Source organism: Cupriavidus necator A5-1 (assembly GCF_000744095.1).
In the GTDB taxonomy this organism is placed as follows: domain Bacteria; phylum Pseudomonadota; class Gammaproteobacteria; order Burkholderiales; family Burkholderiaceae; genus Cupriavidus; species Cupriavidus necator_A.
Genome location: NZ_JQLI01000001.1, coordinates 2,210,960 through 2,229,868, shown reverse-complemented (window position 1 = coordinate 2,229,868; position 18,909 = coordinate 2,210,960). Strand labels below are relative to the sequence as shown.

General features: G+C 67.9%; 18 protein-coding genes. 5 read left to right on the top strand and 13 right to left on the bottom strand.

The genetic code is table 11. From position 1 onward, the window contains the following. Positions 1-47 precede the first annotated feature (47 nt). The 3 genes from K307_RS09795 (at position 48) to K307_RS09785 (ending at position 2,955) form a co-directional block, all read left to right on the top strand. On the top strand, positions 48-1,016 hold the full coding sequence (locus K307_RS09795; RefSeq protein WP_051974794.1) for a Bug family tripartite tricarboxylate transporter substrate binding protein: 969 nt from the start codon (positions 48-50) through the stop codon (positions 1,014-1,016). 8 nt (positions 1,017-1,024) lie between these two features. Beyond that, positions 1,025-1,930: an amidohydrolase family protein gene (locus K307_RS09790; RefSeq protein ID WP_042877839.1), complete on the top strand. Its 906-nt coding sequence runs from the start codon at positions 1,025-1,027 to the stop codon at positions 1,928-1,930. Between the two features lie 71 nt (positions 1,931-2,001). Then, complete coding sequence (locus K307_RS09785; protein ID WP_042877837.1) at positions 2,002-2,955, top strand: tripartite tricarboxylate transporter substrate binding protein; 954 nt, start codon at positions 2,002-2,004, stop codon at positions 2,953-2,955. Positions 2,956-3,027: 72 nt separating this feature from the next. On the opposite strand, the gene K307_RS09780 is transcribed toward K307_RS09785, so the two are convergent. The 13 genes from K307_RS09780 to K307_RS09720 form a co-directional block, all read right to left on the bottom strand. Next, entirely contained in the window at positions 3,028-4,431 is a 1,404-nt protein-coding gene (locus K307_RS09780) for an MFS transporter (protein WP_080745122.1), read from the bottom strand. Between the two features lie 177 nt (positions 4,432-4,608). Further along, positions 4,609-5,565: a PDR/VanB family oxidoreductase gene (locus K307_RS09775; RefSeq protein ID WP_042877835.1), complete on the bottom strand. Its 957-nt coding sequence runs from the start codon at positions 5,563-5,565 to the stop codon at positions 4,609-4,611. Between the two features lie 31 nt (positions 5,566-5,596). Next, complete coding sequence (locus tag K307_RS09770; protein WP_042877833.1) at positions 5,597-6,571, bottom strand: VOC family protein; 975 nt, start codon at positions 6,569-6,571, stop codon at positions 5,597-5,599. A 22-nt stretch (positions 6,572-6,593) separates the two neighbouring features. Continuing rightward, positions 6,594-8,072: an aldehyde dehydrogenase gene (locus K307_RS09765; RefSeq protein ID WP_042877832.1), complete on the bottom strand. Its 1,479-nt coding sequence runs from the start codon at positions 8,070-8,072 to the stop codon at positions 6,594-6,596. 163 nt (positions 8,073-8,235) lie between these two features. Then, positions 8,236-9,036, bottom strand: a complete 801-nt coding sequence (locus K307_RS09760) for an aspartate dehydrogenase (RefSeq protein WP_042877830.1) — start codon at positions 9,034-9,036, stop codon at positions 8,236-8,238. A 19-nt stretch (positions 9,037-9,055) separates the two neighbouring features. After that, complete coding sequence (locus K307_RS09755) at positions 9,056-10,771, bottom strand: thiamine pyrophosphate-binding protein (protein ID WP_042877828.1); 1,716 nt, start codon at positions 10,769-10,771, stop codon at positions 9,056-9,058. After that, on the bottom strand, positions 10,764-11,567 hold the full coding sequence (locus tag K307_RS09750) for an SDR family oxidoreductase (RefSeq protein WP_042877826.1): 804 nt from the start codon (positions 11,565-11,567) through the stop codon (positions 10,764-10,766). Before K307_RS09750 ends, K307_RS09755 begins: the two co-directional genes overlap by 8 nt. 5 nt (positions 11,568-11,572) lie before the next feature. Then, a complete protein-coding gene (locus K307_RS09745; protein ID WP_042881725.1) occupies positions 11,573-12,421 on the bottom strand; it encodes an IclR family transcriptional regulator in 849 nt (282 codons plus the stop codon). A gap of 32 nt (positions 12,422-12,453) precedes the next feature. Then, positions 12,454-12,990, bottom strand: a complete 537-nt coding sequence (locus tag K307_RS09740; RefSeq protein WP_042877824.1) for a cupin domain-containing protein — start codon at positions 12,988-12,990, stop codon at positions 12,454-12,456. 34 nt (positions 12,991-13,024) lie between these two features. Further along, complete coding sequence (locus K307_RS09735) at positions 13,025-13,798, bottom strand: SDR family oxidoreductase (protein ID WP_042877822.1); 774 nt, start codon at positions 13,796-13,798, stop codon at positions 13,025-13,027. Next, a complete protein-coding gene (locus K307_RS09730; RefSeq protein WP_042877820.1) occupies positions 13,791-14,861 on the bottom strand; it encodes an aromatic ring-hydroxylating oxygenase subunit alpha in 1,071 nt (356 codons plus the stop codon). The genes K307_RS09735 and K307_RS09730 overlap by 8 nt, the downstream gene beginning before the upstream one ends. A 37-nt stretch (positions 14,862-14,898) precedes the next feature. After that, the gene (locus tag K307_RS09725) at positions 14,899-15,204 is read right to left on the bottom strand and encodes a recombinase-like helix-turn-helix domain-containing protein (RefSeq protein ID WP_419187112.1); all 306 of its coding nucleotides are present in this window, start codon (positions 15,202-15,204) and stop codon (positions 14,899-14,901) included. A 251-nt stretch (positions 15,205-15,455) separates the two neighbouring features. Next, the gene (locus tag K307_RS09720) at positions 15,456-16,346 is read right to left on the bottom strand and encodes an alpha/beta fold hydrolase (RefSeq protein ID WP_051974793.1); all 891 of its coding nucleotides are present in this window, start codon (positions 16,344-16,346) and stop codon (positions 15,456-15,458) included. A 315-nt stretch (positions 16,347-16,661) separates the two neighbouring features. Here K307_RS09720 and K307_RS09715 point away from each other — a divergent pair, with 315 nt between their 5' ends. Together K307_RS09715 and K307_RS09710 are read left to right on the top strand one after the other, a co-directional pair. After that, positions 16,662-17,756, top strand: a complete 1,095-nt coding sequence (locus K307_RS09715; protein ID WP_042877815.1) for a porin — start codon at positions 16,662-16,664, stop codon at positions 17,754-17,756. Positions 17,757-17,853: 97 nt separating this feature from the next. Then, the gene (locus K307_RS09710) at positions 17,854-18,846 is read left to right on the top strand and encodes a Bug family tripartite tricarboxylate transporter substrate binding protein (RefSeq protein ID WP_042877813.1); all 993 of its coding nucleotides are present in this window, start codon (positions 17,854-17,856) and stop codon (positions 18,844-18,846) included. Positions 18,847-18,909: the final 63 nt, after the last annotated feature.

Below are 18,909 nucleotides of genomic sequence, written 5' to 3'. Positions count from 1 at the left end.
TTATCGCCACCATTATTAGATCCAGAAAGACCTTCGGGGAGACAACCATGATCAACCGCCTGCGCGCCGTGTTCGGCGCCTTGCTCTGCGCAGCCGCCACCACCGCGGCTGCCGCCTATCCCGACAAGCCGATCAAGCTGGTCGTGCCCTTCCCGCCCGGCGGCAATATCGATGCCACCGCGCGCATCATCGCCGCGGGCCTGTCCGAGTCGCTCGGCCAGACCGTGGTGGTGGAGAACCGCGCCGGCGCCGCCGGCCTGGTCGGCGCTGAATTGGTGGCCCGTTCCGCACCCGACGGCTACACCGCGTTGCTCGCGTCCACCGGCGCACTGGCGCCGCTGAAGGCGCTGAACCCCGCCGCCACGCTGACGCCCGAGCGCGACCTGGTTTCGGCCGGGCCGATCTCGCGCGCGCCGCTGGTGCTGGTGGTCAGCCCCAAGGTGCCCGCTACCACGCTGGCCGAGTTCATCGCCTACGCGCGCACGCGCCCCGGCAAGCTGACGCTGGCCACCGCGGGCGTGGGCACCGCAGCGCACCTGACCGGCGAGTACTTCCAGAAGCAGAGCGGCATCAAGCTGCTGCACGTGCCGTACAAGGGCAGCAGCCTGGCCGTGGCCGACCTGCTGGGCGGCCATGTCGACCTGACCTTCGACCAGCTCGCCTCCACGCTGACGCAGATCCGCGCCGGCAAGCTCAAGGCGCTGGGCGTGACCACCGCGCAGCGCTCGTCGCTGATGCCGGACCTGCCCACGCTGGCCGAATCCGGCCTGCCGGGCTTCGAGGCCGCCACCACCACCGGCCTGATGTTCCCCAAGGGCACGCCGCCTGAAGTGCTGGCACGGGTCAACGCGGCGCTGCAGAAGACGCTGTCGCAAGACAGCACGGCCAAGCAGTTCCGCGAACTCGGCGCCGACGTGCAGGCCGGCCCGCCCGCCGACTTCGACAAGACGCTGCGGCGCGAGACCGCCAAGTGGGGCCAGGTGATCCGCGACGCCCACATCACCGCCTCGAATTAGGAGGGCGCATGACGCAGCCAACTGTTGCGCAGCCCGCAGTCTGCCTGCCGCCGCGCGCGCAGGTATCGCGCCCGGCCTGGACGCTGCCGCCCGGGTCGACCGACTGCCACTGCCACGTCTACGACGATCCGCGCTGCTACCCGCTGGTGGCGGAGCGCTCGTACACGCCCGCGCCCGCGACGCTGAAGCAATACCTGGCGATGTGCCGGCAGGTCGGGCTGACGCGCACCGTGCAGGTCAGCGCCAGCGTCTACGGCGCCGACAACCGGCTCACGCTCGACGTCATCGCCGCGCTCGGCCAGGACCGGGCGCGCGGCGTGGCCGGGCTCCATCCTGACATCAGCGCGGCCGAAATCCAGGCCCTGCATGCCGGCGGCATGCGGGGCGTTCGCGTTTCCACGCACGTGAAGGGCTATGGCGGCACCCAGGCCATCGCACACTTCGCCGAGCGCATCCACCCGTTCGGCTGGCATGTGCAGGTGCATGTGCTGCATGCCGACGAGATCGCCGAGCTGGAGCCGCAGCTGATGCGGCTGCCGGTGCCGCTGGTGTTCGACCACATGGGCTGCGTGCGCGGCACCGAAGGCCCGGGCAACCGTGGCTTCCAGGCCATGCTGCGGCTGCTGCGCGAGCGCGAGGACTGCTGGACCAAGATCTCGAGCTGGTACCGCCGCTCCGATGCCGGCCCCGGCCATGCCGACATGGCACCGATCGTTGCCGCGCTGGTCGCGACCCGTCCCGATCGCCTGCTGTTCGGCACCAACTGGCCCCACCCCGCGCTGAACGCCCCGCAGCAGGTGCCCGACGACGGCGCGCTGATCGACGAGTTCATCCGCTGGATCCCGGATGCGGAGGTGCGCCGGCGTATCCTGGTCGACAACCCGGCGCTGCTGTATGGCTTTCCGCCCACCTGAGGCAGATCGGACGCGCCCCGCAACGATGCCCCCATCGCCCAGACACATAAATAGAGAAATGGAGACAAAACATGCAACGACGCGAATTCCTGGCGTTACTGACCGCCAGCACGATCCTGCCCGGCACCCTGCAGGCCGCCCCGGCCGTGACCAAGCTGCTGGTCGGCGCCACGCCCGGCGGCGGCACCGACCTGGTGGCCCGTGCGCTGGCCGCTGAACTGGAGCAACGCCTCAAGCATCCCTTTATCGTCGAGAATCGCGGCGGCGCGGCCGGCAATATCGCGGCAACCGCGGTGGCCAAGGCCGAGCCGGACGGCGGCACGCTGCTGCTCAGCTACACCAGCCACGCCATCAACCCCGCGCTGTTCGACAAAAAGCCGTTCGACCCGATCAAGGACTTCACGCCGATCTCGCTGATCGCCAGTTCGCCGCTGCTGCTGGTGTCGCGGCCCGACCTGGGCGTGAACAACGTGCGCGAGCTGATCGCGCTGGCCAAGTCCAAACCCGGCAAGCTCAGCATCGCCGTGGCCGGCCTCGGCAGCGCCAACCACCTGGCCGGCGAGATGCTCAAGCACGACGCCGGCATCGACCTGGTCAGCGTGCCGTACAAGGGCGCGGGCCCTGCGGTGGCCGACGTGGTCGCCGGCCAGGCCGACCTGCTGCTGGGCAATGTCGCCACCGTGCAGCCCCTGCTCCAGGCCGGCCGGGTCAAGGGCCTGGGCGTCAGCAGCCTGAAGCGGCTGGCCACGTTCCCGCAGATCGCACCGATCGCCGACGTGGTACCCAATTTCGATTACAGCTCGTGGTATGGCCTGCTCGGCCCGGCCGGCATGCCGGCGGACCTGGTTGCGCAACTGGAGAAAGCCGTGCGCGCCGCGGTGGCATCGCCGGCCATGCGCAAGCGCCTGACCGGCGAAGGGCTGGTGCCGGTGGGCAACGATGCCGCGCAGTTCACGCAGTTCCTGCAGGGCGAGATCGCACGCTGGGCCAAGGTGGTGGCGGTTACCGGGGCGCGGATGAACTGAGCGCCCCGCGGAAAGAAAAAGGGGCGCCCCCGATTACGTGGGCGGCCCCCAAGGGAACGGGACGAGCCCCGGTCAGACCTCCAGTTCCTCCAGCACCCGACCCTTGGTCTCGATGCCCAGGAAATGCACGGTGATGGCCGCCAGCGCCGGTACCACCGCCAGCGCAAAGAAGGCGACGCTGAGGTTGCCACTGCCGATGGTGCCGGCAATCAACCCGGGCGCAAAGATCGCCGCCAGCTTCAGCCAGGCGCCGCCCAGGCCGCAGCCCATCGCGCGCACGCTGGTCGGGTACAGCTCCGGCGTATAGACATAGGCGGTGATAAAGCCGCTCGCGAGGAAGCCCATCGCCAGCGCGCAGAAAGTCGCCACCATGTACACCGACGAAGCGTGGAACACGCCCGCCAGCACCAGGGACAGTGCGCATAGCAGGAAAGACACGTTGATGACCGGCTTGCGCCCGACCTTGTCGACGATCATCGCGCATACCAGCGAACCGACCACGCCCAGCACCGAGGCACCGGCGGCAAGGTTCAGCGCCAGTTGCAGCGGCGCGTGGTAGACGGTCTTGTAGACCGTAGGCAGCCACGTCGACAGCCCGTACTGGATAAAGCCGCAGGTCGCCCACAACATCCATACCGCCAGCGTGCGGCCGATATAAGGCTTGCTGACGAGGTCGCGCACGCGCCGGCGCGGGTGCTGGGTCATGCGGTCGTAGGTGCTGGCATTGGCCGGCGGCGGCAGCGGACCCTTGGCGCGCGCCTCGAACGCACGCAGTGCGGCATCCGCTTCTTCCAGCCTGCCCTTCTCTGCCAGCCAGCGCGGCGATTCGGGGATTACGCGGCGCAGGATAAAGAACAGCACCAGCGGCACGCCGCCGATGAAGTACATCACCTCCCAGCCGTAGTGCGGCACCAGCCAGGCGCCAACGCCGTTGGACACCATCAGGCCGATCGGGAACACCACCTCGTACAGCAGCACGAAGCGCCCGCGGCCATGCGCGCGCGTGACTTCGTTGATATAGGTGGCGGCCACCGGCAGCTCACCGCCAAGGCCGAGGCCCTGCACGATGCGCAGCAGCAAGAATATCTCGAACGACGGCGCGAAGCCGCAGGCAATGCTCATCAGGCCGATGATGCCCGCGCTCCAGCCGATCGAGCGCAGCCGGCCGAAGCGCTCGGCCAACCCCGGGAACAGCAGCGCGCCGACCAGCTGGCCGACCGAAGGCGCCGCGATCAGGAAGCCGATCTGGCCCGGCGTCAGCGACCACTGCGCGATCAGCAGCGGCAGCGTGGCGGCAATGGCGATGACATCGAAGCCGTCGAAGAACGTGGCCAGGCCGATCAGCAGCCGGGCGCGGATATGCATGGCATTGCCCGGCATGCGTTCGATGCGGGCGATGATGTTGCCGCGGGTGACGGGGCCGGTACGGGCGGTTGCCGTGGCGGCGCCCTGGGTGGCACTGTCGGCGGTGGTCACGATACCTGCGGTGGCGGCCACCAGCGCGCCGGGCGGCGCTGCGTCTTGTCTCTGGGTCAACACGGGGCTTCTCGGTTTGATTCTTTGGTGGGCCCCCGGCTTGCGGGAGGTTTGCTCCCCTCTCCCGCTAGCGGGAGAGGGGAGCACCCAATCGGGAAATTGCAGGTCGAGCAGCGGCTACAGGTCCAGCACCAGCTTGCTGCCCTTGCAGCCAGACACGCACACCATCATGGTCTTGTTGCTGGCCCGCTCGCTGTTGCTCAGCACGCTGTCGCGGTGGTCCGGGCAGCCTTCCAGCACCGCGGTCTCGCACGAGCCGCACACGCCTTCGCGGCAGCTGTAATCCATCTCCACGCCGGCATCGAGCAGTGCGTCCAGCAGCGACTTGCCCGACGGGACCTTGACGGTGCTACCGGTGCGCGACAGCGACACCACGTATTCGCCCTCCTGCACGGCCTCGGTCGACGGATCGGCGGCAAAGCGCTCGATATGGACATTCGGATAACCGTGCGCTTCGCAGGCAGCTTCGAACGCCTTCAGCATCGGGCCGGGGCCGCAGCAGTAGAAGTGCGTTTGCGCACCCTGACCGGCCAGCATCGCCTTCAGGTCCGGCGGTACGCCAGCCTCGTCGTCGAAGTGGAAGCGCACCGCATCGCCATGCGCCGACAGTTGTTCGACAAACGCCGCCTCGGCGCGCGAACGCGCACAGTACAGCAGCGTGAACGACTTGCCCAGTTCAGCCAGCCGGCGCGCCATGCAGACGATCGGCGTGACGCCGATGCCGCCGGCGACCAGCACGGTGTGCGCGGCGGACTCGTCCAGCGCAAAATTGTTGCGCGGCGCGCCCACGGTCAGCGTGGTGCCCACGCGCAGCTGCTCGTGCACATAGCGCGAGCCGCCGCGGCTGCCGCGGTCCAGCAGCACGCCCACGGTATAGCGCTGGCGCACTTCCGGCGCACCGCACAGCGAGTAGCTGCGCACCAGGCCGTTGCCCAGGTGCAGGTCGATATGGGCGCCCGGGCTGTACTCGGGCAGGGTCTTCCCTTCGGGATCTTGCAGTTCGATGCTGACCACGCCGCGCGCTTCGTAACGCATGGCCTGGACACGCAGGGTCAGGGACTGGTGGGCACTCATGCTGCTTCCTTCGCTTCTGCTTGCTGCTGACTTACCGCTTCTCGGTCAGGAACTTGCCTGCCGGTCCGCCCGCGTTCTTCTGGCGGCGCGTATTGCCGTCGATGCCGCCCTCGATCGCCCACTCGGCGAACATGGTCGGGCCAGGCTCGAAGGCGCGTGGCTCCCAGTGCTCGTCGAGCTGGTCTTCGTCGGCGTAGTACTCGATCAGGCCGCCGGCCGGGTTCTTGAAGTACCAGAAATAGGCCGACGAGATCGGGTGGCGGCCCGGGCCGAGCTGCGTGTCCCAGCCCTTGCGCGATACGTGCATGCCGCCGCCGAAGACCTCGTGGATGTCGCGCACGGTGAAGGCGACGTGGTTCAGGCCGCTCTTCGGTTCCGGCAGCTGCAGCAGGAACAGGTCGTGGTGGCCGCCCTCCGGCGTGCAGCGCAGGAAGGCACCGCGGTCCGGATAGCGGTCCGACGGCACGAAGCCGAATTTCTCGACATAGAAGCGCTCCGTGGCTTTTACGTCTTTCACGAAGAACACCACGTGGCCCACCTCGATCGGCGTGGCGTGGTCGTAGATCGGGCTGCGCTGGTTCAGGCGCGGCTTGTCGTTCCACGTGTTCATCAGCGCGCATTCGACCTGCACGTCATGCTTGCGGGTCACCTGGAAGCGCACGGCCAGGCCGTTCGGGTCGGTGCAGCCGACGCGCAGCGTATCGCCCTCGCCCTGCTTCACGAAATCTGGCGCGTCGGCAATCGCGTCCGCGAGATGGTCGAGCGATGCCTGCGAGTCCACGCCCCACACCACTTCGCGCAGCGTCGGGCCGGCTTCGATCGCCGGCGGCAACGTGGCGTCATCGATACGGCGCACCAGCACGCGGCAGCCGTTCAGTGTTTCAAAATCCAGGCCCTGCGCGTCGTCGCGCTTGATGGCCAGGCCCCAGTCGGTGAAAAAGCCGCGGCAGGCGTCAAAGTCATCCGCGCCGTAGACGATCTCGTCGATCCCCAATACCTTGATCATTGCTTGCTCCAGCCTGCCGGGTTCAGTGGTTGGCCCACGGCAGCGGTTGTTCGTTCAGGCCCCAGTACACGCTCTTCTGCTCCATGTACTGCAGGATGCCAAGCCGTCCCTTCTCGCGGCCCAGGCCGCTGTCGCGCCAGCCGCCGAACGGCGTCGCGATCGAGAACTGCTTGTAGGTGTTGATCCACACATTGCCCGCCTGCACGGCCCGTGCCACGCGCCAGGCGCGTTTGTAGTCGCGCGTCCAGATGCCGGCGGCCAGCGCGTAGACGCTGTCGTTGGCCTGCGCGATCAGGTCGTCCTCGTCGTCGAACGGGATCGCCACCAACACCGGCCCGAAGATTTCTTCCTGGCAGATGCGGGCGTTGTTATCCAGCCCTTCGATGATGGTCGGCGTGTAGAAATAGCCGTTGGGCAGGCCAGCGACGTCGGGGCGCAGGCCGCCGGTGCGCAGCTGGCCGCCCTCCTCCACGCCTGCGGCGACGTACGACTCGATGCTGTCGCGGTGGCGGTCGGTGATCAGCGGGCCCATCTGGGTGCGCTCATCGGCAGGATCGCCCACGCGCAGGTGCGCGGCGCCTGCGGCGAGGCGGTCGATAAAGGCCTCGTACTGCGAGCGCGCGACGAACAGCCGCGAGCCGGCGATGCACGACTCGCCCGACGAGCTGAAGATGCCGTACAGCACGCCGTTGACCGCGTGGTCCAGCTCGGCATCGTCGAACACCATGGTCGGCGACTTGCCGCCCAGCTCCAGCGACACCGGCATCATCTTGTCGGCGGCGATATGGGCGATGTGCTTGCCGGTGGTGGTGCCGCCGGTGAACGACACGCGGCGCACCAGCGGATGCTTGGTGATGGCGTCGCCGATCACCGAGCCCTTGCCTGGCAGCACGCTGACCAGGCCCTTGGGCACGCCGGCCTCTTCGCAGATGCGCGCCAGTTCCAGCGCCATCAGCGGCGTGACCTCGGCGGGCTTGACCACCACCGCATTGCCGGCGGCGAGCGCCGGCGCCATCTTCTGCGCCTCGCTGGCGATCGGCGAGTTCCACGGCGTGATCGCCGCGACCACGCCCATCGGCTCGTAGACGCTCATGGTCAGGCAGTCGCCGCGCTGCGGCGTGATGGTTTCTTCCAGCGTCTCGCAAGCGGCGGCGAAGAACTGGAAGGTGCCGGCGGCGCTGGCCACCAGGGCGCGGGTTTCGCTGATCGGCTTGCCGTTGTCGAGGCGCTGGCGCTGGGCGAGCGGCTCCGCTTGCGCGCGGATCAACTCGGCAACGCGATAGAGGACGGCAGCACGCTCGTGCGGCTTGCGCTGGGCCCAGCCGCTGGTGAGGAAGGCGTTTTGGGCGCCCTGCACCGCTTCTTCGACGTCGGCAAGGCTGGCGGCGTTGAGCTCGGCCACGACTTCGCCGGTGGCGGGGTAGCGCGTGGCGTAGCGGTCGCCGGTGCCGAGTCGCCATTCGCCGGCGATGCAGATGGGGAGTACTTCTTGGTGTTTCATGTCGTTGCCTGCTAAGTCTGTCTTTGCCTGCGGTGTGTTGCTGCGGGCCTTACTGCGTTATCTCGCTGCGATGCGCTTTCCCTTTCTGCGGCGGGACTCCCCTCTCCCGCTTGCGGGAGAGGGGAGAAAACACGCAGCGATCGTTGGCGCCTCAGCGTGTCCTTTAAATCGATACCGCGTGCGCCCGATTTCCCAGCGCCCGCACCACACTAAATACCGTCAGCGCCGAAGTCTTCGGATTCGCCGCGAGCGGCTTGCCACGCATCGTCAGCTCGAAGCCCCCAAACACACCCCGCGCTTCCACGTGATGCACGTTCTCCACCGCATGCGGATCGGCCAATAGCTTCACCGACGTGCGGTCCAGTCCAAGCCCGGCCAGCGACACCGTGGCGGCGACATTGGCGTTCTTCGGGTACAGCCGCGCGGCATCGCGCGCGCTGCCTTCGAAGATCACCGTCACCTCGGTCAAGGCATTCAGGTCAAAGAGCTGCTCAGCCGGCGTGCCGGTCCAGGCGCGCGCCGGCTTGCGGCCGGTGTAGATCACTTCATCCAGCCCGCCGACACGCGCCGCGGCCAGCGCATCGATCGCACCGATCGCACCCGACAACAGCTGCACCTGCGTGCCGCCGCGGCGCGCAGCCGCTTCCAGCCGCTCGGCCATGCCGGGTTCGGACAGCGCGCCCACCGACACCACCATGCAAGGGATGCCGCGCTCCAGCGCCGGCACGATGTGCTCCTCCAGCGCATGGTGGCCGGCGCACTCGACCAACAGGTCGGGACGCTGGTCGTCCAGGTGCGTCGCCACGCGGGCGCGCGGCGCCAGCGCGGAGACCGCGCCGCGGGCCTCGTCCATTGTGTGCTCCGGCACGATCACCACGTCGAAGACCACGTCCGGATCGCTCTTGAGCAACTCCATCACGCCGCGGCCGATCGCGCCGCAGCCAACCATGGACACATGCAGCATTTGCGGGCTCCCTTCCTTGTTATGCAGTTACCGTAGATTGTTCACGTGCCGGCTCTTCCTTGTCCTTGTTCACCGGGGGGCCGGCAAACGCGGTCTTGAACGAGCCGATCGACAGCATGTCGATTTCCAGCAGGAACGGGCCGGGCTCGACCGTGGCCTGCTCCAGCGCCGTGCCGACATCGGCCAGGCTGCTGACGCGGGCATGGCGCAGCGACAGCGACTTCGCCAGCGCGGCGTAGTCAGGCGTGTGCAGGTCCACGTAGTGGCGGCGGCCGCCGTACTGCGCGTCCTGGATGTTCTTGATCACGCCGTAGCCCTTGTCGTTCATCAGCACGATCACCATGTCGGCGCGCTCCTGCACGGCAGTCGCCAGCTCACCCAGGTTCAGGATGAAGCCGCCGTCGCCGGCCAGCGTGAAGGTCTTCTTGCCCGAGGCCGTCGCCGCGGCGCCGATGGCGGCGCCGATGCCCATCGCCAGGCCCTGGCCGATGCCGCCGCCCAGCGCATGCACGCCGGCACGCGAGTCGAAGACGCGCAGCTGGCGATTGCCCCAGGTGCTGTTCGACACGGTCACGTCGCGCACCCAGTTGAAGTTGCGGCCGACCGCTTCCTGCAGCGCCTGCACTAGCGCCGAGTACGGGCCGAGGCCGTCGACCAGGCCGTTGACGGCGGTGTCGTGCGCGCGGCGCAGGTCGGCGGCGAAGGCCGGGTCGATCTTCATTCGCTTTTCAAGTCGATCTGCCAGCGCATCCAGCGCCAGCGCGGCGTCGCCGCTGACAAAGTAGTCGCTCTGGTAGCAGCGGCCTTCGGCGGCCGGGTCGGCGTCGATGCGCAGCAGCGGACGCGGCAGCTTCAGTTCGTACTTCAGCGTTTCATTGCCGCGCAGGCGCGAGCCCACCACCAGCATCGCGTCGCAGGTCTGGTAGAAGTTCTCGACCGGCTTGTGCAGGTTGAAGGCACCCAGCGAACGGGGATCGTCTTCCGGCACGATGCCGCGGCCTTGCGTGCTGGTGACCACGCCGAAGCCCAGGTCCATCAGGCGGCGCACCTGCGCCGAGGCGTGGCGCGCACCGCCGCCCAGCCACAGCAGCGGACGCTTGGCATTGGCCAGGCGCTCCGCCAGCGCGTCCAGCGCGTGGGCCGACGGCACGTGCTTCGGCACCGGCAGCGGCTGCAGGTCGGCCGGCAGGTCGATCAGCGCGGCCTGGATGTCGATGGGGATCTCCACGCTGACCGGGCCGGTCGGCGCCGTCAGCGCTGTCTGCACCGCCAGCTTGATGGTGCTGATGGCGGTGTCGGCACTGCGGATGCGAAACGCGGCCTTCGACACGGCCTTCAGCATGGTGAGCTGGTCCGGTGCTTCGTGGATGTAGGCGAGGCTCTGGTCGAGGTACGGGGTCTCGATCTGGCCGGTGATGTGCAGCAGCGGCGTGCCGGCGGTCAGCGCCTCAACCATGGCGCCGGCGGCATTGCCGGCGGCGGTGCCGGTGCTGGTCAGGCACACGCCCAGGCCGCCGGTGGTGCGGGCATAGGCATCGGCCATGTTGGTGCCGCCCGCTTCACCGCGCGCTGGCACGAAGCGGATCTTGCCGCGCTCGCCCATGGCGTCGAGGATCGGCATGTTGTGGATCGAGATCACACCAAATGCAGCCTTGACGCCGCACTGTTCGAGAAACGCCGTGATGGCGCAGCCCACGGTGACCTGTTGTTGTTCGTACTGTTGCTGATTAGGCATGACGGGAGTGTCCTCCGGAGATATCGATATGGCTGCCCGTGGTGTACGAAGACAACGGCGAGGCAAGGAACAGGATGGCGCGGGCTGCCTCGACGGGCAGGCCCAGGCGGCCAAGGGGAATATGTTTCTGCAGGGCCAGGCGCGCGGTCCATGCGGCCCAGTCCAGGTGGCGGTCTTCTTCGGGACGCGCCTCGAAGCGGCGGCGCCACTGGCCCGATTCGACCAGCCCGATCAGGATGCCGTTGACGCGGACACCCTTCGGCGCGAACTCGGTGGCCATCGAGCGCACCAAGTTGAGCACGCCGGCGCGCGCGGCGGAGGTCGCGACCATGTGCGGCTCCGGCTGCTGCGCCAGCAGCGAGTTGACGCAGACGATCGCGCCCTGGCCCGACTTCTCGAGCTGCGGCAGGAAGGCCCGCGTCGGGTGGATCACGGAGAAGAACTTGAGCTGCAGTTCTTCCATCCAGGCCGCGTCCTCGGTATTGGCAAAGGTCGACACACGGCCCTGGCCGGCGTTGTTGACCAGCATGTCGACGTTGCCCAGCGTGGCCTGCACGGCGGCGGCAAAGGCGGCGACCTGTTCAGGCTTGAGCACGTCGCAGGTGGCGGCATAGAGCCGGCACCCGGGGAATTTCTCGCGCAACTGCGCTTCGGCGCTGCGCAGTCGGGCTTCATCGCGGCCGCACATGGCCACGGCGGCGCCCGCTTCGAGCAGCAGTTCGACGGTCGCCAGCCCGATGCCGGAGGACCCGCCGGTAACGACGGCAACCTTGCCGTCGATTTCAATCATGGACATTGTCCTCACTCCCGATACAGATTCACCACCTTGCCGGAGGCAGACGGGCGGTAGTCGAGCAGGCGCGACAGCTCGCCCGCGGTATCCCTCACCTTCTCCACCATCACATCCAGCTGGTCCGGATCGATATGCGCGGCGGGGATGGTGGCGCCCAGCGCCGCCACCACCTTGCCGCAGCGGTCGCGCACAGGCGCCGCGATGGTGGAGATGCTGGCTTCGAAGAAGCCTTCCTGCAGCACGTAGCCGCGTTCGCGGTCGCGCTGGACGATCTCGTGCAGTTCATCGACCGTACGCGGCGTGCTGTCGGAGAAAACGTCGAGATGTGTCTCCGGATACAGCGCGCGCAACTCCGCCAGCGACAGGTCCTCGAGCAGCACGCGCCCCAGCACCGTGGCATGCGCCGGCAGCCGCGTGCCGACGTTGACCGAGCTCGCGAACGGCCGCGGCGACACCGCCTTGGCCACATAGACGATCGAACGCCCGTCGCGCACCACGAGGTTGGTGGGGTAGCCGATCTCGTCGCGCAACCGCTCCAGCACGGGGCGGCCGAGCTCGGTCAGCTCCAGCGATGCCAGGTACTCAAACCCGAGCCGCAGTACCGCCATGCCCAGCCGGAAATCCCGGCCGCCGTCGGCACGCTCGACGAAGCCCAGCATTTCCAGCGTAGCCAGCAGGCGGAACACGGTCGAGCGCGGCACCTTGAGCCGGCGCGCCAGTTCCGCGGCCGACAGGGTGCGGTCCTTACTGCTGAACTCGCCGAGCAGGCGCAGGCCGCGCTCCAGGCCCGGGACGATGTACTTGTCCGGGGTTTCGTTGGCAGCGGCTTGCGTAGCCGGGATTGCGTTTGTGCTCATGGTCAGTGCTTGCGGACGGGCGGATGCCGGCATCAGCGCTTGATCTTCGTCAGCGGATGCTCGGGCGGGTACGTCGGCGTGATCGGCTTCTTGGCGCCGAGCATCACGCACATCAGCGCGTCTTCCTCGCCGATATTGATTTCCTCGCGGTAGACGCCCGGCGGCACCGAGACCAGGTCGCGGTCGGTTAGGATGGTTTCGTAGCGCTCGCCATCCTTTTCCAGGATCAGCTTGACCTTGCCGCGCAGGATGAAGAACACCTCTTCCACGTCGGTGTGGATATGCGACGGGCCTTCATGGCCGGCCGGGATAATCATCGTCGAGAAGGTGAAGTTCTCCGACGGCACGGTGTTGGTGTCAGCGGCCACGCCGGTGCCGCCGGTGCCGAGGTAGCGCATCTGCGCGCGGCGGTACTTGGGGTCGTAGTCGGCCTGGAACTTCAGCGCGTCCCAGTCGTACTTGCGCGTGGCGAAGCGCGCGACGCGGCTTTCCATCCACTGGTCGAACGAGGCGCCGTCCGGTTGTTCCCAGGAACGCTTGATGTTGGCTTGTTGGGAAAGATCGCTCATTTGGATTCCTTCTGTTTTCAGTGGATCAGTTGGATCAATGCATGACAAAGCCGCCGTTGACCGCCAGGGTCTGGCCGGTCACGAAGCGGGCAAGATCGGAGAGTGCGAACAGCACCGCGCCGCAGACGTCGTCGGGCAGCTGCTCGCGCGAGATCGCGCGCTGCTCGCGGTACAGGTCGTGGCGATGCTGAGGCACGTATTCGGTCGCTTCCACCAGCGTCAGGCCCGGCGCCACCGCATTGACGGTGATCTGGTCCTTGCCCAGTTCGCGGGCGAGCGAGCGGGTCATGCCGATGATGGCGCTCTTGCTGGCCACGTAGGCCAGCAGGTTGGGTGCGCCCCACAGCGGCGTGTCCGAGGCCAGGTTGACGACCGCGCCACGGCCGCTGGCGCGCAGCGCCGGCAGGCAGGCGGTGGTCATCAGCCAGGTGCCGCGCACGTTGACGTTCATCACGCGGTCCCAGGTGGCGACGTCGATGGTGCTGGCGTCGCGCCCGCCGGAGTCGGTCACGGCGGCGTTGTTGACCAGGCCGTCGAGGCCGCCCAGGGTCTTGACCGCGGCGTCGGCGCAGGCCTGCACCGAGGCGGGATCGGCCAGGTCTACCGGCACCTGCACTACCTTCAGGCCGGCCGCGCGCAGCGCGTCGGCTTCCTGCTGCAGGCGCTCGGCAAGGATGTCGGCCATCGCCACCGCGGCGCCGGCTTCAGCCAGCGCCTTGACGAAGGCCAGGCCCAGGCCGCGCGCGGCGCCGGTGACCAGCACCTTGCGCCCGGCCAGCAGCGTGTCGTTGCGGATCGCCTCAGGCATGGCTGGCGGCTCCGGCGGATTGGGCAGGCTTCAGCATGGCGACCGGCTCGTCGGCGACCTCCTGCTCGGCGCGGCGCTTGAGCAGACGGCGCACGCGCGTGATGCCGGCATCGTGCTGGTAAAGCATCTCGTGATCGCGCGCATTCGGGGCCATCATTTCCAGCACCACGCGGTCCTGCTCCAGCACATCCCAGTGCAGCTGCTCCAGGCGGTTGCGATACAGGAAGCGCCACACATCGCGCTCCCAGCCCTGCACGTGGCGGGTGCGCCAGAAGAACACCATGCAGTGGTCTTCATCGACCGGCGTGGCCATGCCGACGATGCCGAACGGGCCGCCGGGGCCGACCTTGGCGCGGTACGGGATCGCCAGGCGCAGCCACAGCGTGCCGGTCTCGCCGAACTCGACCCAGTCGAAGTTGACGCCGCGCTGGCCGGTTTTCTCGAACACCAGGCCGTGCGCGGTTTCGCGGATCTGCATCACGGCGGACTTCTCGCCGCTGGCCATCGAGTGCGACACCGCATGCAGATAAGCGCCGTGCATCGGGTCCATCACGTTGTCGATGGCATAACGGTAGTTGCAATCCCAGTGCGCCACGCACAGGAAGTGGCTGTGTTCTTCGCTGACCAGTTCCTCCGGCAGGCGCAGCTCGTCGGGGCTGCCCTCGCCTTGCGGGGCCTGGTCGCCGAACCACAGGAAGATCGCGCCGGCCTGTTCCTGCACCGGGTAGCTGCGCACGCAGGTGCGGCCTTCCAGCGGGCAGCTCTCGACTGCCGGCACGCTCTTGACCTGGCCATCTCCGCCGACTTCGACGCCGTGGTACCAGCAGGCGACGCGGTCGCCCAGGTTCCAGCCCATCGACAGGCGCGCGCCGCGGTGCGGGCAGCGGTCTTCGAGCGCGTGGACCTGGCCGGCGCCGTCGCGCCACAGCACGATGTTCTGGCTCAGGCGGGTGATGCCGATCGGGGCGTGGGACACCGCCCACGAGGCGGCGACGGGGTACCAGTAGTTGCGCAGGCCGGTGTTCAGGCGGGCTTCGGCGCGGGCTTGCTTGTTCGATTCCATGTTGTTCTCGCTACGACGCGGTTCGTGGAGGGCGGGCTCAGGCGCCGAGCCGGCGCATTTCGGCCAGGAAGCGCTCTTCGGTCCAGGGCTGGCCGTCGACGCCGAGGAAGCCGGCGGCATTGAAGGCGCGCACGATGTCCTGCGGGTTCTGCGCGCCGCCCTCGAACGCGGCTTCCAGGGCATCGCCCAGCGCGTTCTCGTAGGCGCTCGGGGCGCTGGCGCGGGTCTGCCAGACGATGTTGGCGACCTTGCCGGGTTGCTCGATATGGCCCTTGCCTGCGACGTTATTCGGCGCCGGACGCTCCCAGGGCACCAGGTTCGGGTTGTACGAGAGGCTTTCCATTGCGCTTTGCTCCATGTCTTGCAGCTGGGGGGACCGTGTTCCAACGTCGTCCGGATACGCCTTGCTTTGCGTCCGTCGTGTTTTACTAATGAAACACTGGTTTAGATATTGAACACAGGTACGACTATAGACAACGTCGCCTTAAAAATTGACTGGGGTTAACCCGCGGAAGGCGGAGCGATGTGGGGATGGGTGGCGCAACGTGCGCGCCGCTGGCGGCGATGCGAGGCACCGCCGCTATCGGGTCAGGATTAAGACGCCTGGTCGGCAGGCAAAGCGGCCCGGATCAGGCGGGCGGTGGCGGCCGCCTGCTCGATATAGCAGGCGTGGCCGGCATCCGGGATCAGCGAGAACGGCAGGCCAAAGCGTTCGGCCAGCGTGCCGCAGGCGGGCGGCGTGGTGACCACGTCGCGGCTGCCGCAGGCGATCTGCGTCGGCAGCGCTGACGGGCGGCGCGCCAGGTAGGCATCGATATCGTCGCCGCACAGCATGGCCACCGCCTGCCGGTAGCCGTCCGGGTTCAGCCGCTGCATGTTCCAGCGTACCCAGACCTGGGCCGCGGGATCCGCCTCCTCGCTCAGCAAGCGGGCCGGGCCGCGCTGCGCCAGGCCCTCGACGCCGAGCGATTCGAGCGCTTCCAGCCGCTGGCGCGCCACCTCCTTTGCCTGCGCTTCCTTGCCCGGGCCGCCGTAGCCCTGCGCCACGCTGAGCAACAGCAGTCGCGCCGGCAGCTTGCGCGCACTGGCGACATAGGCCGCCGCCATCAGCGCGCCGAGCGAGTGGCCGACGATCAGCGCTGGCTGCACGCCGAGCGTCTGCAGCAGTCCGCCGAGCCGCATCGCATAGTCCGCCGCCAGCGGCCGTGGCTGGGCCAGCGGCGTCGAGTTGCCGTAGCCCGGCGCGTCCCACGCGATCACCCGCGCCTGCGCGGCCAGCAGGCTGGCGCACGACAGCCACGAAGCCGCGCCGGAACTGATGCCGTGCAGCAGCACGATCACGGGGCCGCTGGTGCCGCCGCTGCGGTAGGCCACCTGCTCACCGCCCTGCCCGACCTGCGCGACGCGCTCCGCAAACCCTTTATCGAGGGCTTCCAGCAACTGCCGGTCTGGCTGGGCTGGCATGCGACGGGGATTTTGTTCCATATATAAAACTTAGGTTTGAGAATAAAACTTTTGAAGCATAGGTGCATCGGGGTGCAACCGGGATGAGGGTTAACGATAGGGCGGCCCAAAACCTCCACGCAGAGCCAGCGGCAGCCGTCATGGCGCGGCCTCACTAGGGATAACCCTCCTCACCAATTGTGGAAACTCGCGGCTATATTTTGCCTAACGTTTCTTATGTTGTTTGATGTTTCATATATAAAACACAGAAGAGGCCGAAACAGCATTCGCAGCCGCCATCCGCAGTGGCAGCGGACAACAAGACGACAAAGACGGAAAACGGAAGGAAACTGGTAGATGAAACTTGCACGAATCGCCGCGGGCCTGGCCGCGGCTTTCCCCCTGCTGGCCTCGGCGCAATCCTCGGTCACCCTGTACGGGGTCATCGATACGGGTGTCGAGTACGTGAGCAATGTCGGCGCCAACGGCGACGGCCTGGTGCGCATGCCCAACCTGACCGCCACCGTGCCCTCGCGCTGGGGCATCCGCGGCACCGAAGACCTGGGCGGCGGCCTGAAGAGCATCTTCGTGCTGGAGTCGGGCTTCTCGCCGGACTCGGGCACCTCCAACCAGGGCGGACGCCTGTTCGGGCGCCAGGCGCTGGTGGGCCTGACCAACCAGTATGGGCAGCTGTCGTTTGGCCGCCAGTACACCATGCTGTTCTGGGCCACGCTCGACAGCGATATCCTGGGCCCCAACGTGTACGGCTCGGGCTCGCTCGACAGCTACCTGCCCAATACGCGCGCCGATAACGCGGTGTCGTACAAGGCCAACTTCAGCGGCCTGGTGGTCGGCGCCACCTACAGCTTCGGGCGCGACGCGGTCAACGCCGGCCCCAGCCCCTCCGGCACCAACTGCGCCGGCGAGAACCCCGCCGACAAGAAGGCGTGCCGCGAGTGGTCGGCCATGATCGGCTATGACAACAAGACCTGGGGCGTGACCGCGGCATATGACTCGCAGCGCGGCGGCCCTGGCGCGTTCGGCGGCCTGACCAACAGCAGCCTGACCGACGACCGCCTCTCGGTGGGCGGCTACATGCTGCTCAAGCGCACCAAGCTCGGCGCCGGCTGGATCCGCCGCGACAACGAAGGCAGCCCCACGCCGATCAGCGACCTGTACTACGCCGGCGTGTCCTACGACATCACGCCCGCGGTCAACCTGGCCGGCCAGGTCTACTTCCTGAACTACCACGGCAGCGACAACCAGGCCATGCTGTATACGCTGCGCGCGATGTACAGCTTCAGCAAGCGCACCTCGGTGTATGCCACCGCCGGCTTTATCAACAACGGCGGGCAGCTGGCGATGTCGGTCAGCGGTGGCTCGCCCGGTTCGAACCCGCGTCCGGGCGAGAACCAGTGGGGCTCGATGGTCGGCATCAAGCACATTTTCTGAGTCCGGCGGTCGCCCGGCGCCGCGCAGGCGCCGGGCTCTCCCCAGCCATGCGGCCCCGGCCCTGCCGGGCGCCCAGTTTTCCCGAGGTCTGAACATCATGAAGTCTGCACGCCGCAAAGTACTCGCCACGCTGGCCGCCGCGACCGCGCTGGTCGCCACCGCCACCGGCACTGCCCTGGCCCAGGGCGCATACCCGAACAAGCCCATCACCATCGTCGTCGCCTATCCGGCCGGCGGCGACGTCGACGTCCTGGCCCGCCTGTTCGCGGAGAAGCTCGCCCCGCGCCTGAAGCAGTCGGTGGTGGTGGAAAACCGCACCGGCGCCGCCGGCACCATCGGCAGCGCCTACGTGGCGCGCGCCAATCCGGACGGCTACACGCTGCTGCTGGCACCCAACACCGTCGCCATCGCACCGCTGGTGCTCAAGGCCGGCACCGGCGCCAGCTACGACGTGCAGCACGACTTCACGCCGGTCGCGCAGATCGGCACGCAGTCGCTGTTCGTGGTGGTCAACAAGGGCACCGGCATCACCAAGGTCAGCGACCTGGTGGCGCGCGCCAAGGCCGGCAAGGTCGAGACCTACGCCACGCCGGGCAACGGGTCGCCGATGCACATCATGGGCGAGCTGTTCAACAAGTCCGCCGGCATCAAGATCAGCCAGGTGCCCTACCGCGGCCTCGCTCCGGCCATCGTCGACGTGATCGGCGGCCAGGTGCCGGTCACCTACGTCACCTACGGCGCGGTCGCGCAGTACGTGGGCAACGGCAGCCTGGTGCCGCTGGCGGTGGCTGACCTGAAGCGCTCGCCGTTCGCGCCCAACGTGCCCACGCTGGCCGAGCTCGGCTACAAGGATGTGGAGATCGGCGCGTGGCAGGCACTGCTCGGGCCCAGGAACATGCCGGCCGATCTGGTGCGCACGCTCAACACCCACGTCAACGAGATCCTGAAGATGCCAGACGTGGTGGCGCGCATGGCGACCATTGCGGTGACGCCCGCGGGCGGCGAGCCGGCAACGCTGTCGAAGCTGATTACGGCGGACACTACGCGCTATACGAAGATCGTGAAGGAGTTCGGCATCCAGGCCGACTGAGGCGTGCCGCGCGTGAGGATGCGTGACGGCATGGGCCAATGCCCCACACAAAGCAAAAGCCCG